We start from the raw sequence: 14201 nt of genomic DNA on the forward strand, positions 1-14201 counted from the left end.
TCGGAGCGCTCTCCTTGGCGAGGACATCAAGCGACATCGCGCTGAAGACGAGAGAAGCCGGCGAGGCTTCCCCACCGCCGAGATCGCGGCTCGATCTGTTCAAGTTCGTGCCGTTCCGCCTCAACCGGCTTGCCGCGGAGGTCAGCTCCGCGCTCGCGGTGGAATATCAGGAACGTCACGGCCTCGACATCCCGGCCTGGCGCGTGATCGCCACGCTTGGCTTCCGCAACGATGCCTGCAGCGCGCAATTCATCTCGCAATGTACTCGCACGCATAAATCGACCATCAGCCGCGCGGTGACCACGCTCTTGCAAGACGGCCTGATCGAGCGGGTCGAGAACGAAGCCGACCGCCGCGAATTTCGCCTGCGACTGACCAAGAGGGGCCGCACGCTCTACGAGGAGCTGTTCCCGCAGCTGCTGCGACGCGAGGACGAGATTTTGGCCTGCCTCTCCGCGCAGGAGCGCAAGCAGCTCTCGGCGCTGCTCGGCAAGATCGAGGAGAGCCTCGATTTGATCCAGACCAGCGAAGAGGCTGACGCCAAGCAGGCGTATTAGGCAACGCTGTCATTCCGGGGCGCGCGCAGCGCGAACCCGGAATCCATTTATCTACGTAACCGGTGGCGCGATGGATTCCGGGTTCGCCGCGTTGCGGCGCCCCGGAATGACGTCTGCACCGTCACTTCGCAAACGACCGCGTCGGCGGCAGATGCAGCGACCAGGCGTCGACCTTGTCGCTCGCGCGCGGATAGATCTCGGTCACAACAGGATCGTGACCGGGAATGTAGCGATCGGGATGCCCGGCGAGGCGTTCGATCGTCTCCCAGCCGGCCGCCATGTCGCCGACATTGTAGACGATCGGGAACGGGCTCCTGCGCTGCAGATTGGCGTAATAATGCGCTGCATCCGACGCCAGCACCACCGGGCCGCGCGCGGTCTCGACCTTGACCACCTGCAAGCCATCGGAATGGCCGCCGACGCGGTGCACGGTCACGCCGGGCGCGACCTCGCCGTCGCCGGAATGGAAGGTGACGCGCTCCCCATAGACATGGCGCACCATCTGGGTGACGTGCTCGACCGAGAACGGATGACGCAGCAGTCCGTTACACATGCAGCGGCCGGTCGCGTAAGCCATCTCGCGCTCCTGGAGGTGGAAGCGCGCGTTGGGAAAGCGATCGAGATTGCCGGCATGGTCGTAATGCAGATGCGTCACGATGATGTCGCGGATGGCGGCCGCCGCGACGCCGAAGCGCTCCAGCGCATCGACCGGATCGAGCGTCAGTTTTCGCGCGCGCAAGGACGCTTCCTCGGCATTGAAGCCGGTATCGACCAGGATATCGCGGCCGTCCCTTCGGATCAGCCAAACGAAGTAGTCGAGGTCCTGTGCCGCGCTGTCATGCGGATCCGGCGCCAGAAAATTCATGCTGGGGGTGCGCGGCGACATCGTCGCATAGCGCAAGGCGTAGATTTCGTAGGCGTTTCCCTCTCGCTTGCTCATGGCTGTGATCCCGGCTTTTGCTTTTCTGAGTGGACCTCGGCGCACCAAGCCATCGCCGGCCGCAAAGGTCAAACCGCGCGGTTGCAGCGAACCCGGCAGCAATGTGAGACCAATCACATTTTCGTCGCGAGTGCCGGCCTAACATGGCATTCGGAACCCTGAACGAGCTTGCGTCGAGGAGAGCCCTGATCGTCGAAAAATTCCCCTCGCCGCCGGCCTGCGCCTCGCGCTCAATTGTCGCGATAGTGCAGACTCTCCAAGCGGTTGACGCCCCCGCTCCCCGGTTTGATAATGCCCTTTGCGTAAGTTAAGGTCGCCGCGGCGCAAGCTGGGAACGGCGCCTTTTTGGCTGGACCGCGCTGATTATGAAAACTCGCTTCCTTTTTCTTCTGCCATTGCTTGTCTTGTTGGTCCCGACCGCTGCGTCGCATGCGGCCGGCGACCGCTTCGCGCTGGTGATCGGCAATGCCAAATATCCCGATGCCGACAGCCCGCTGAAGGAGCCGATCAACGACGCCCGTGACGTCGCCGACGAGCTCAAGCGTGACGGTTTTACGGTCGAGGTCGGCGAGAACCTCACCGGTGACGCCATGCGCCGCGCCTTCGACAAGCTCTATGGCAAGATCAAGCCGGGCGCGGTGGCGCTGGTATTCTACAGCGGGTTCGGCATCCAGTCGGCGCGCCAGAGCTACCTGATCCCGGTCGATGCACAGATCTGGACCGAGTCCGATGTCCGCCGCGACGGGTTCAGCATCGAGGCCATCCTGGGCGAGCTCAACACCCGCGGCGCCGGCGTCAAGATCGCGCTGATCGACGCCTCCAGGCGCAACCCGTTCGAGCGCCGCTTCCGCAGCTTCTCGGCCGGCCTGACGCCGGTGATCGCGCCGAACGGCACGCTCGTGATGTATTCGGCCGCACTGGCGTCCGTGGTGTCGGATGCCGGCGGCGACCACAGCCTGTTCGTCCAGGAGCTGCTCAAGGAAATCCGCGTCCCCGACCTGATGGCCGAGGAAACGCTGAACCGCACCAAGATGGGCGTCACCCGCGCCTCGCGCGGCGAGCAGGTGCCCTGGATCTCGTCCTCGCTTGCCGAGGATTTCTCGTTCATTCCAGGTGCGAGCGGATCGCGCCCGGCGGAAACGCCGCCGGCGCCTCCCGCACCGCCGCCGGCCCCTGTTGCCAGCAACCCGCCTCCGACTCCGCCCGCTCCGCCTGCCCCTGTGGCTGCGAATAATCCGCCGGCGCCGCCGGCACCTCCATCACCGCCGCCGCCCTCGCCGAAACCGCAAGTGGACGCCGCGCTGCCTCCGCCGCCACCGCCGGTCAAACCGGCCGAGCCCGCTCCGCCGGCAAATGCGGACGGCGGCCCGAGCGCGGCCGCACTGCAGGAAGACCCCACCATCAAAAGCCTGACGGCCAAGATCGCCGCCAATCCTGACGACGTGAATGCGCTGTACCGGCGCGGCCAGGTCTATGCCAGCAAGGGAGCCTACACCCTCGCCATCAAGGATTTCGACGACACGCTGCGGATCAATTCGAAGGACGTCGAGGCCCTGAACAATCGCTGCTGGACCCGCACCGTGGTCGGCGATCTCCAGGGCGCGCTGAAGGACTGCAACGAGGCGCTGCGGCTGCGGCCGAATTTCGTCGATGCACTGGATAGCCGCGGGCTGGTGAACCTCAAATCGGGCGCGGTGAAGAACGCCATCGCCGATTTCGACGCCGCCTTGAAGATCAACCCGCGCCTGACCTCCTCGCTTTACGGCCGCGGCGTGGCCAAGCAGCGCAACGGCTCGACCCAGGAAGGCTCGCTCGACATCGCCAATGCCAAGGCGATGGATCCGAACATCGTGCAGGAATTCGCAAGTTACGGAGTGCGTTGATATTTTTTTGATTTCGGACGGACGGCGCCTCGAACCCTGGCGCCCCGGCCAAGACTAACCGAATGAATGCCGCAGGCGACCTGGCCGTGGGCCACTTGCAGAAATTTTGGAACCGCGCGGGCTCGCGCAGGAGGGACAGATAATGAATTTGGCCGCAAGAGGACTGACCGCAATCCTGTCCATCGTCGCCCTCGGTGCCGTGCTATCGCTCCCGCCCGCCTTCGCCGGCGACGACGGCAACAGCAAGAACGTCACCGAGGACGAGATTGTCCGCGCCCTGGCGCCGCCGCCGAAAAAGCCCCTGACCCGCGGCCTTTCGATCGGCCCGCAGGCGGATCCCGTCCCGAGCGCGGCGGAGACCAAGTTGATCCAGTCCGTCCGCGGCCGCGCCACGCGCTCGCTCTCCTCGACCGAGCGCGAGGAGATCGCGACCGCCGCCAAGGACAAGCCGAATATCGATCTCGAAATCACCTTCGACTACAACTCGGCCGATATCAGCGCCAAGTCGCTGCCTTCGGTGCAGGCGCTTGGCCGTGCGCTGACCAGCCCCGAGCTCAAGGGCTCGACCTTCGTGGTCGCAGGCCACACCGACGCCGCCGGCGGCGAAGCCTACAATCAGGATCTGTCGGAACGCCGCGCGGATTCGATCAAGCGCTATCTGGTCGAGAAGTACAGCATCGCCGCCACCGACCTCGTCACCGTCGGCTATGGCAAGAGCAAGCTGAAGGATCCGAGCCAGCCGCTGGCCGAGGTGAACCGGCGCGTGCAGGTCGTCAATATGGAAAACAAGACCACCGCATCGAAGTGACGCAATCGGTTGAAGGCGACAAGTCCTGATGTGGTGTAAACTATTGGTCCCAGCGCGCGTCCCGCAGCCCTGCGGGACGCCGCTTCGTTTCAGGGATTCGTTCCCGACAACCCCGAACCAGGCCAGGATGATCCGGCGATGAACATCTCCGAATATCTCAAGCCTGCAGGAACCGCGGCGTTCATTCTTGTGCTCGGCGTCGGCTATTACTGGTTCGAGCATCGGCATCGCCCCGAGGCGAAGGAGACGCCGGGCGAGGCGCTCGTCATCGTCACGAAGTCGACCAATGCCTGCTTCTCCGACCTCGTGCGCGTGACCGGCTTCTTCGTGCCGCGGCGCGAGGCCGTGGTCATGGCCGATCAGGAGGGATCGAAGGTCACCGACCTGTTCGTCACCGAAGGCACCATCGTCACCGAAAATCAGGAGCTGGCGCGGCTGACGGCGCCGCCGCAGATCCCCGGCCAGCCGCAACGGCCGGGGCCGCAGGGTCCAATCTCCCTGAAGGCGCCGGCGCCGGGTCTCATCACGGAAGTGCGCACCATCGTGGGTGCGCCGGCCTCGCCGCAGGCGGGACCGATGTTCCGCATCGCCGTCAACAATGAGATCGAGCTGGACGCGCAGGTCCCGGCAGTGCACATGCCCAAGCTCAGCACCGGCGCGACGGTGCGGATCAGCCGGGACGACGCTGCCGATCTGATCGGCCGGGTCCGCCTGGTCGCGCCCGAGATCGACCGCGCCACGCAGCTCGGCCGCGTCCGCATCAGCGTCGCCAATAATCCCTCGCTGAAGGTCGGCGTGTTTGCCCGCGCCTCCATCGACGCCAAGCGAAGCTGCGGCGTCGCGGTTCCCAAGACCGCGATCGACCATCTCACCGTGCAGGTGGTCAAAGGCAATGTCGTCGAGACGCGAAGGGTGCGCGTCGGGCTGACATCCGACAGCCAAACGGAAATCCTCGACGGGGTCGAGGTCGGCGAGATCGTCGTCGCCGACGCCGGCTCTTCGCTGCATGACGGCGACCAGATCAAGACCATGTTCGCCGATGAACTCGATCGCACGCGGGTACGCTAATGGCTCTCAATATCTCGGCATGGTCGATCCGCAATCCGCTGCCGTCGGTGGTCTTCTCGATCATCCTTCTGATCCTCGGCTGGACCTCCTTCACCAAGCTCGCCATCACCCGGCTGCCTTCCGCCGACATTCCCGTCATCTCGGTCGCCGTCTCGCAGTTCGGCGCCGCACCGGCAGAGCTCGAATCTCAAGTTACCAAGACGGTTGAAGACGCCGTCTCCGGCGTCGAGGGCGTCAGGCACATCACCTCCTCGATTACCGACGGCGTGTCGGTCACCACCATCCAGTTCGCGCTGGAAACCAACACCGATCGCGCCCTCAACGACGTCAAGGACGCGGTGACGCGCGTGCGCTCGAACCTGCCGCAGAACGTCACCGAGCCGCTGATCCAGCGCGTCGACGTGATCGGCTTGCCGATCGTCACCTATGCCGCCATCTCGCCGGGCAAGACGCCGGAGCAGCTGTCTTATTTCGTCGATGACGTGGTCAAGCGCGCGCTGCAAGGCGTGCGCGGGGTCGCGCAGGTCGAGCGCATCGGCGGTGTCGAGCGCGAAATCCTGGTCTCGCTCGATCCCGATCGCCTGCAGGCGATGGGGCTGACGGCCGTCAATGTCAGCCAGAGCCTGCGCGGCACCAATGTCGATGTTGCCGGCGGCCGCGCCGAGATCGGCAAGAACGACCAGGCGATCCGGACGCTAGCCGGCGCCAAGACGCTCAGCGACCTCACCGGCACCATGGTCCCGCTGTTCGGCGGCGGCGAGGTGCGCCTGGACGATCTCGGCACCGTGACCGACACCATCGCGGATCGTCGCACCTTCGCCCGCTTCAACGGCGAGCCGGTGGTCGCGCTCGGCATCAAGCGCTCCAAGGGTGCCAGCGACGTGAAGGTCGCCGAAGCCGTGCAGAAGCGCATCGACGCGCTCAAGGCCGCCTATCCCGATGTCGATCTCAAGCTGATCGACACCTCCGTCGACTACACCAACGGCAATTACGAAGCGGCGATCTCGACCTTGTTCGAGGGCGCCATCCTCGCCGTCGTCATCGTGCTGCTGTTCTTGCGCGATTTGCGCGCCACCATCATCGCGGCGGTCTCGCTGCCACTGTCGATCTTCCCGGCGTTCTGGGCGATGGACATCCTCGGCTTCTCGCTCAACCTCGTCAGCTTCCTCGCCATCACGCTGTCGACAGGCATCCTGGTCGACGACGCCATCGTCGAGATCGAGAATATCGTGCGGCACATGAACATGGGCAAATCGCCCTACCGCGCCGCGCTGGAAGCCGCCGACGAGATCGGCCTCGCCGTGATCGCGATCTCGCTGACCATTATCGCGATCTTCGCGCCCGCGAGCTTCATGTCCGGTATCGCCGGGCAGTTCTTCAAGCAGTTCGGCATCACCGTCTCGGTGCAGGTGTTCTTCTCGCTGCTCGCGGCACGCTTCGTCACGCCGATGCTGGCGGCCTATTTCCTCAAGCACGGCCATCACGAAGAGCCGCCGCCCGGCCGCATCCTGCGCACCTATCACAGCATCGTCTCGTGGTCCGTGAAGCACTATTTCATCACCGTGCTGATCGGCTTCGGCATCTTCGCGGCCTCGATCTGGAGCATCACGCTGCTGCCGCAGGGCTTCCTGCCGGCGCAGGACAGCGCCCGCTCGCTGCTGGCCCTCGAACTGCCTCCGGGCACGCAGCTCGCCTATACCGAGAAAGTCACCGAGGACATCGTCGCGCGTCTGCGCCAGCGGCCCGAGGTGAAGAGCATCTTCGTTGACGGCGGACGCGTTCCACCGGGCACGCAGGAAGTCCGGCGCGCCTCTCTGATCATCAATTACACACCGAAGAACGACCGCAAGATCACCCAGCGCGAGCTCGAATTTTCGATCAGCCAGGAGCTGGAGAACGTCCCTGATATCCGCTTCTGGTTCCTGGACGAGAACGGCCTGCGCGCGATCTCGCTGGTGGTGACCGGTGTCGACCCCAATATCGTCAACAACGTCGCCAGCGAGCTTGCGACGCAGATGAAGCGGATTCCGACCATCTCCGACGTCATCTCGGAAACCTCGCTGGAACGTCCGGAGCTGCGCATCGAGCCGCGTGCCGATCTTGCCGCGCGGCTCGGCGTCTCGACCGAAAGCCTGTCGCAGACCATCCGTGTCGCGACCATCGGCGACGTCGGTCCGGCGCTCGCAAAGTTCGACGTCGGCGACCGCCTGGTGCCGATCCGCGTGCAGCTCGAGGATGCCGCCCGCGGCAATCTCAAGACGCTCGAGCAACTGCGTGTTCCGCTCGGTGAGCACGGCGAGAAGGGCGGCGTGCCGCTCGCAGTCATCGCCGACGTCAAGCTCGACCAGGGCCCGACCAGCATCAACCGCTACGACCGCGAGCGGCAGGCCACCGTCGCGGCCGACCTCGTCGGCTCCGCAGCGCTCGGCGATGCCACCAAGAAGATCTACGAACTGCCGGTCATGAAGAGTTTGCCGAAGGGCGTGAAGGTCTCCCCCTCCGGCGACGCCGAAAGCCTCAACGAGCTCTCCGACGGCTTTGCCACCGCCATCACCGCAGGCCTGATGATGGTCTATGCGGTGCTGGTGCTGTTGTTCGGCACTTTCCTGCAGCCGATCACCATCCTGTTCTCGCTGCCGCTCTCGATCGGCGGCGCGATCGCAGCGCTGCTCGTCACCGGCAAGCAGCTCACGACGCCGGTCTGGATCGGCATCCTGATGCTGATGGGAATTGTCACCAAGAACGCGATCATGCTGGTGGAATTCGCCATCGAATCCATCCACGGCGGCAAGCCGCGCGAAGAGGCGATGATCGACGCCGGCATGAAGCGGGCCCGTCCGATCGTGATGACCACGATCGCGATGGCCGCCGGCATGATGCCGAGCGCGCTCGCGGTCGGCGCCGGCGGCGAGTTCCGCTCGCCGATGGCGCTCGCGGTGATCGGCGGCTTGATCTTTTCGACCATCCTGTCGCTGGTATTCGTGCCCGCGATGTTCATGGTGATGGACGACATCGGCGCGCTGATCTGGCGTTTCGGCAAGCGGCTGATCGTGCACAGTGCGGATGCAGAGTCGGGGGATCATCACGGCACCACGCCGGCGGAGGCGCCGCCAATGCCGAAGAGCGTTGTGCATCCGGCCGCGGAGTAGCGGCGGCGCTCCGCCCCTACTCGTTCCGGGCGATCGCGGTCAGCTTGGTCATGTTCCTGAGCAGGATGCGGCCACGCTGCAGGTCCAGGATCGCTTCCTTGCGCCAGGCCTGAAGCTGGCGATTGACGCTCTCGCGGGCGGCGCCGACGAAGACGCCGAGCTGCTCCTGCGAGATGTGCACCTCGGAGCCGAAATCGGCGGCCAGCGCGCAGAGCCGCCGCGCCAGCCGCACCGGAAGCGGCTGCAACATCGACTCTTCCATGCGCTCGCTCTGCCAGCGGATCCGCTGGCACAGCAGCGCGATGATCTTGATCGCGACCTTCGGCTCGCGCTCGAGGAAGGCGAGGAAATCCTCGCGCCGCAGCACGAACAATTCGCTGGCCTCACCCGCAGTCGCATCCGCAGTGCGACTCTGGCCGTCCAGCACCGCGACTTCGCCGAACAGATCGCCCGGACCCATGAAATTCAGCGTCAGCCGGCTGCCGTCGGAGGCGCCGGTCTCGATGCGGACCTGGCCGCGGCGCACGCCGAACAGCGCGTTGCCCGGGTCACCCTTCTGGAACAGCACCTCACCACTCGCCAGATGCTGGGTGTGGCAGAGATTGGACAAACGCTGGAGTTCGTCCGCGCCAAGATCGGCGAACATGGCATTCATTTTCAGAATGACCGCAAATTCGGCCTGCTTGCTCATTTCAACGTCCTTGTGAATTCACTCGTCAATTTCCGAGGCAAATCGCTTGGAAGCATGAACGTCAGAATCGCGTAATACCGCGCCGGAGAAGTGTGTCATAAGTCACATAACTTTGCAGCACCTCTCGAATATTTTTAGTCGCTTGGTGCGGCATCCCGTCCCGGGATAAACTTAAGGTGCAAAGGACGGGTCATCCGCCTGATGCGAAGCCGCCCGTCCGTCGTTGGAAAGTCGATATGAGAGCAGTGAAATTCGCCGGCGCGGCGGTGGCCGCGATCATCATCGTGATCGTTCTGCTGCTGGTGATCGGGGTTCCCTCGGGCTTTTTGGCTGCGACGATCGCCTCGCGCGTCGAGCAGGCGACCGGATATCGCCTGTCGATCGACGGAACCACGAGGATCAGCCTGTGGCCGACGCTGAACGTCACGCTGAACGACCTCACGCTTGCCGATCCCAAAGACCGCAGCGGCATGACACGCGTGACCATCGACACCGTGCAGGCCGACATGTCGCTCGCAAGCGTGTGGTCGGGTCATCCCGAGATCAGCGAGATCGTCGTCAGCCATCCCGTGCTGTACCAGCCGCTGCTGCGTGAGCGCCTGCCCAACGCGGACGCGTCGCCAAAACCGCTCGCGCTCAACATGGACGGCGCAACCATCGATCGCGTCAAGATCACCAATGGCGAAGTCGCATTCTCGCGCGCACGCGATCGCGTCGAAGGCCGCATCAGCGCGATCAATGCGGACGTCGTCACCGGCCGGGATCGCAAGGTGAACATTCTCGGCACCGCGCGCATCGGCGAACACCCGACCAAGTTCGACATCAAGGCGACCAGCCCGGCGCCGCCGATCGAGCGGCAGACCGTCCCGGTGGATTTCGCCGTCGACATGCCCGACGTGCTGAAATCGCAGCTCGCCGGCCATGCCGAGCTGCGGCTGAACGGCACGGTCGTGATGATCAACGGGGTCAACGGCACCCTCGGCGACGGCTCCTTCAACGGTTGGGCTTCGGTCGATATCGCGAGCAAGCCGTTGGTGAAGCTCGATCTCGATTTCCAGCGCCTCGCAATCCCACTGGCCAAATCGCCCGACGGCGCGGCCGGACAGGCCTGGAGCGATGCACCGATCGACGTATCCGGTCTCAACTATGTCGACGCGCAGCTCAGGATCTCGGCCAACGAAGCCGTCATCGGTGAGGCCCGTCTTGCGCCGCTGGCACTCGATGCGAAGCTCGCCGGCGGCATCCTGAAGGCCGGCACCGCCAATCTCGGCGCCTATGGCGGCCAGGTCTCGGGCGAGGTGATCCTTGATGCAACCAGCGGCGCGCCGAGCTTCGCGATGCATTCCGACCTGGTCGGCGTGCGCGCGCTGCCGCTGCTCCAGGGCCTTGCCGAATTCGACCGGATCGACGGCAAGCTGCAGGCCAAGCTCGCCCTGCGCAGCGCCGGCACCAGCCAGCGCGCGCTGATGGCGAACATGCAAGGCACCGCCTTCGTCAATTTCCAGGACGGCGCCATCCGCGGCATCAATATCGCGCAGATGATCCGCTCGCTGACCTCGGGCACGCTGACCGGCTGGCAAGACAACCTGAACCCCAACCAAAGCTCCAGCCAGGAGCAGAGCACGGATCTGTCGCAACTCTCCGCCTCGTTCCGCATCGACAAGGGCCAGGCGGTGACGACCGATCTCAATCTGATCGGGCCGCTGGTACGCGTCACCGGCGCCGGCACCATCGCGCTCGACACCAAGATGATAGGCTTTCGCGTCGAACCGAAGCTGGTGATGACGACGGAAGGCCAGGGCCGCACCTCCGAGCCTGTCGGCTTTGGCATTCCCGTGATGATCACGGGCCCATGGTCGCAGCCGCGGATCTATCCCGACATGGCCGGCGTGCTCGACAATCCTGAGGCCGCCTATGCCAAGCTGCGCGAGATGGGCAAGGGCCTGTTCGGCCCTGACGGCGCCGGGCTTGGCAACATCCTGAACAGCTTTGGTCTCGGCGGCACCGTGCCGGGCGGCGGGAACGCGGCCGGCAATGCCAATCCGCAAGTCCAGCAGCCCGGGCAAGGACAGGGGCAGAACAATCTGCTCGGCGGCCAGCTGGGCGAGGCGATCGGCAATCTGATCCAGCAGGGGCTCTCGAGTGGCGCCGCTAGCGGCAGCGGCCGAAGCCGCGGCCTGCCAGGCAACCCAACCACCCCGGCGCCGCAGGCTTCACCCGCCCCGCCGATCCAGGATCCGCCCCAGGCCCAACAGGACAGCCAGCCGATGAACGACGTGATGCGGCAGCTGTTCAATCGGTGATGGGCGGATCAAGGCGTCGAACTTCGCCCGTAACCAGCTGCGACAATTCACCGCCCGGTCGGCCCGGCATTCCCCGATAGGTAACCACACCAGCCCGTTCCTCGCCCCTTGCCGGTCCAAGCACCCAAATTGTGCTAGAAGGGCCAAGGGGCCCGTACGCCCCTTAGCGCCGGCGTCGGTCGCGGCGCGAGAGGATCCGGATGGCGGGAGCGAAAGACAAGACCTGGGTTCTGCGCGAGGGCCTGTTCGCCAAATATGTCGTCTCCCTCGTCGGCCTCGTCGTGTTCGTGCTCGCGGTCAACGGCGCGATGGAGACCTGGATCTCCTATCGCGCCACCAGGACCCAGCTGACCGGCGGGCTCGAGGACAAGGCGCAGGCCGCCGCCCGTCGTATGGAGCAGTCGATCTCCGAGCTCGAGCGGCAGATCAGCTGGGTCACGGCGGCAAGCCAGGACACGCTCGAGAAGCGCCGCACCGGCTATGCCCAGCTGCTGCATCAGGTCTCGGTCGTCACCCAGCTGTACCAGCTCAATGGCGAGGGCCGCGAGGTGCTGCGCGTCTCGCGCCAGTCGACCACATCAGGCGGCAACGCCGACCTCTCCCGCGACATGCGCTTCACCGACACGGTGGCGCGCGGGGTGAGCTTCTCGCCGGCCAGTTTCGTCGATGGCAGGCCGATGATGTCGATCTCGGTGGCGCATTCCGGTTTCAATGCCGGCGTCACCGTGGCCGAGGTCGATCTCAGCTTCCTCTCCGACTACCTGTCGGACAACCAGGTCGGCAAGGCCGCCTTCGCCTATGTCGTCGATCCGCGCGGCCGCGTGCTGGCGACATCGTCGAAGGGGCCCGATGTCGGCACGGATCTGTCGAAGCTGCCGCAAGTCGCAGCTGCGATTGCGCCCGGCGGCGAGGGCGATATGTCAGGCACGGACTTCAACGGCCATTCGGTGCTGGCGGCCGCGAGCGCGGTGCCCAAGCTCGGCTGGACGGTCCTGTTCGAGCAGCCGACCACGCAGGCCTTGATGCCGATCCGCGACCAGCTCGTGCGCATCGCGCTTCTGATCGGGATGGGGCTCCTGGTCGCGATCCTCGCCGGCACGCTGCTGGCGCGCCGCATGATCATTCCGATCACGGCGCTGCGCGACGGCGCGCACAAGCTCGGCGAGGGCGATTTCAGCCACCGCATCGACGTGCACACCTCCGACGAGCTGGAAGATCTCGCCGGCCAGTTCAACCGGATGGCCGGCCAGCTCCAGGAGACCTATACGGACCTCGAAACCAAGGTCGAGGCGCGGACCCGCGACCTCGCGCAGTCGATCAACGAGCTGAAAGTGCTGGAAGAGGTCGGCCGCGCGCTGTCGTCCTCGCTCGACCTCAACGCCGTGCTGCCGACGATCGCCGCCCGCGCGCTGGAGATCAGCCATGCCGATGCGGTGCTGATCTACGGCTATGAGGCCGAGCCGCGCCGCTTCAACCTGGTCGAGGCCAACGGCATCGACAAATCGGCCACCGGCGGCCATGTCAGCATCGACGAAGGCGAGAATGTTCTGAGCGATGCCGCCAGAAGCGGCGAGCCGATCGCGATTGCCGATCTCGACCACGCCGCCGAGCAGCCGCTGCGCGACGTCGCGGTCGCCGCCGGCTTCCACTCCGTGCTGGTGGTGCCGCTGGTCGACCAGCAGGGCACGCTCGGCGCGCTGGTGGTGCTGCGCCGTGCCAGCGGCGCATTCGAAGGCAGCCTCACCGGGTTGATGCGCACCTTCGCCAACCAGGCCGTGCTGGCGATGCGCAATGCGCGCCTGTTCACCGAGGTCGCCCACAAGAGCCACGCGCTGGAGACCGCGAACGAGACCGTGCGCGCCCAGGCCGACAAGCTGCGCGAGCAGACCGAGCAGCTGAAGAACTGGAACAAGTCGCTGGAAGAGCGCGTCGCGACCCAGCTGGGCGAGATCGAGCGCATCCGCAAGCTCGAGCGTTTCCTGGCGCCGCAGGTGGCGCAACTGATCGCCTCCTCCGACAGCCCGGAGGGGCTGCTCACCAGCCAGCGCCGCGAGGTCACCGTGGTGTTCTGCGATCTGCGCGGCTTCACCGCGTTCACGGAAGCGACCGAGCCGGAAGAGGCGATGAACGTGCTGCGCGAATATCACGCCGCGCTCGGCCAGCTGATCTTCAAATATGAGGGCACGCTGGACAAATATGCCGGCGACGGCGTGATGATCCTGTTCAACGCGCCGATCCAGTTCGAGGACCACACAAAGCGCGCCGTGAAGATGGCGGTGGAGATGCGCGACACGATCGGTCCCTTGACCGAGCGCTGGCGCAACCGCGGGCACAGCCTCGGCTTCGGCATCGGCATCGCGCTCGGCTATGCCACGCTCGGCCAGGTCGGCTTCGAGCAGCGGCTGGAATATGCCGCGATCGGCAGCGTTACCAACCTCGCCTCGCGCCTCTGCGCCGAGGCCAAGCCCAACCAGATCGTGGTCAGCCGCCGCGTCTACGGCATGGTCGAGCCATGGGTCGAGGCCCGCGCGCTCGACGATCTCCAGCTCAAGGGCTTCAATCATCCCGTGCTGGCGATGGAGATTTTGTCGTGGCGTGAGGAGGTGGATAACGTCGTTGACGCGGCCGCTGCGCGGCGGCGAGGATGATCATCGCCACTGACGTAGAAAACAACCCCATGCACAGTAGCCAAGGCTAAGGGGATACCGCGCATTTTCGATGCAGTTGCGGATTTTACGAAATTTGCCTTGAGGCGTCGGGCAAAACAGTGGTATGGTGGCATCATCGGGCGTTTGTGCCTGA

9 protein-coding genes are annotated in these 14201 nt (G+C 65.3%); 7 read left to right on the forward strand and 2 right to left on the reverse strand.

Features of this window, described 5'->3' with window-relative positions; genetic code table 11:
• The first annotated feature begins 14 nt into the window (after window positions 1–14).
• On the forward strand, window positions 15–557 hold the full coding sequence (locus XH80_RS08325) for a MarR family winged helix-turn-helix transcriptional regulator (protein WP_271598179.1): 543 nt from the start codon (window positions 15–17) through the stop codon (window positions 555–557).
• A gap of 121 nt (window positions 558–678) precedes the next feature.
• Here the strand turns inward: XH80_RS08325 and XH80_RS08330 are convergent, their stop codons facing one another.
• Window positions 679–1497: an N-acyl homoserine lactonase family protein gene (locus tag XH80_RS08330; RefSeq protein WP_271598180.1), complete on the reverse strand. Its 819-nt coding sequence runs from the start codon at window positions 1495–1497 to the stop codon at window positions 679–681.
• Between the two features lie 365 nt (window positions 1498–1862).
• Here XH80_RS08330 and XH80_RS08335 point away from each other — a divergent pair, with 365 nt between their 5' ends.
• The 4 genes from XH80_RS08335 to XH80_RS08350 all read left to right on the forward strand — a co-directional run bounded on the left by XH80_RS08335 (window position 1863) and on the right by XH80_RS08350 (window position 8405).
• On the forward strand, window positions 1863–3380 hold the full coding sequence (locus XH80_RS08335; RefSeq protein WP_271598181.1) for a caspase family protein: 1518 nt from the start codon (window positions 1863–1865) through the stop codon (window positions 3378–3380).
• Between the two features lie 142 nt (window positions 3381–3522).
• Window positions 3523–4188, forward strand: a complete 666-nt coding sequence (locus tag XH80_RS08340) for an OmpA family protein (protein WP_271598182.1) — start codon at window positions 3523–3525, stop codon at window positions 4186–4188.
• Window positions 4189–4326: 138 nt separating this feature from the next.
• Entirely contained in the window at window positions 4327–5256 is a 930-nt protein-coding gene (locus XH80_RS08345) for an efflux RND transporter periplasmic adaptor subunit (protein ID WP_220005777.1), read from the forward strand.
• Window positions 5256–8405, forward strand: coding sequence for an efflux RND transporter permease subunit (locus tag XH80_RS08350; protein ID WP_271598183.1), 3150 nt, complete (start codon window positions 5256–5258; stop codon window positions 8403–8405). The genes XH80_RS08345 and XH80_RS08350 overlap by 1 nt, the downstream gene beginning before the upstream one ends.
• Before the next feature lie 16 nt (window positions 8406–8421).
• Here XH80_RS08350 and XH80_RS08355 read toward each other — a convergent pair whose 3' ends face one another.
• Window positions 8422–9096 carry a Crp/Fnr family transcriptional regulator gene (locus XH80_RS08355; protein ID WP_057743533.1) on the reverse strand — a complete coding sequence of 225 codons (675 nt, stop codon included), beginning with the start codon at window positions 9094–9096 and terminating at the stop codon, window positions 8422–8424.
• 236 nt (window positions 9097–9332) lie between these two features.
• Here XH80_RS08355 and XH80_RS08360 point away from each other — a divergent pair, with 236 nt between their 5' ends.
• The gene (locus XH80_RS08360; RefSeq protein ID WP_271598184.1) at window positions 9333–11399 is read left to right on the forward strand and encodes an AsmA family protein; all 2067 of its coding nucleotides are present in this window, start codon (window positions 9333–9335) and stop codon (window positions 11397–11399) included.
• 200 nt (window positions 11400–11599) lie between these two features.
• The gene (locus XH80_RS08365; protein ID WP_271598185.1) at window positions 11600–14047 is read left to right on the forward strand and encodes an adenylate/guanylate cyclase domain-containing protein; all 2448 of its coding nucleotides are present in this window, start codon (window positions 11600–11602) and stop codon (window positions 14045–14047) included.
• Window positions 14048–14201: the final 154 nt, after the last annotated feature.

Origin of the sequence: Bradyrhizobium sp. CCBAU 45384, assembly GCF_028128665.1 — a bacterium.
GTDB classification, from domain to species: Bacteria; Pseudomonadota; Alphaproteobacteria; order Rhizobiales; family Xanthobacteraceae; genus Bradyrhizobium; species Bradyrhizobium manausense.

Bases quoted from the DNA above. Each gene is read 5' to 3' on its own strand.
- XH80_RS08330 (WP_271598180.1), bottom strand. From the start codon at position 1,497: ATGAGCAAGCGAGAGGGAAACGCCTACGAAATCTACGCCTTGCGCTAT.
- XH80_RS08335 (WP_271598181.1), top strand. From the start codon at position 1,863: ATGAAAACTCGCTTCCTTTTTCTTCTGCCATTGCTTGTCTTGTTGGTC.
- XH80_RS08340 (WP_271598182.1), top strand. From the start codon at position 3,523: ATGAATTTGGCCGCAAGAGGACTGACCGCAATCCTGTCCATCGTCGCC.
- XH80_RS08345 (WP_220005777.1), top strand. From the start codon at position 4,327: ATGAACATCTCCGAATATCTCAAGCCTGCAGGAACCGCGGCGTTCATT.
- XH80_RS08350 (WP_271598183.1), top strand. From the start codon at position 5,256: ATGGCTCTCAATATCTCGGCATGGTCGATCCGCAATCCGCTGCCGTCG.
- XH80_RS08355 (WP_057743533.1), bottom strand. From the start codon at position 9,096: ATGAGCAAGCAGGCCGAATTTGCGGTCATTCTGAAAATGAATGCCATG.
- XH80_RS08360 (WP_271598184.1), top strand. From the start codon at position 9,333: ATGAGAGCAGTGAAATTCGCCGGCGCGGCGGTGGCCGCGATCATCATC.
- XH80_RS08365 (WP_271598185.1), top strand. From the start codon at position 11,600: ATGGCGGGAGCGAAAGACAAGACCTGGGTTCTGCGCGAGGGCCTGTTC.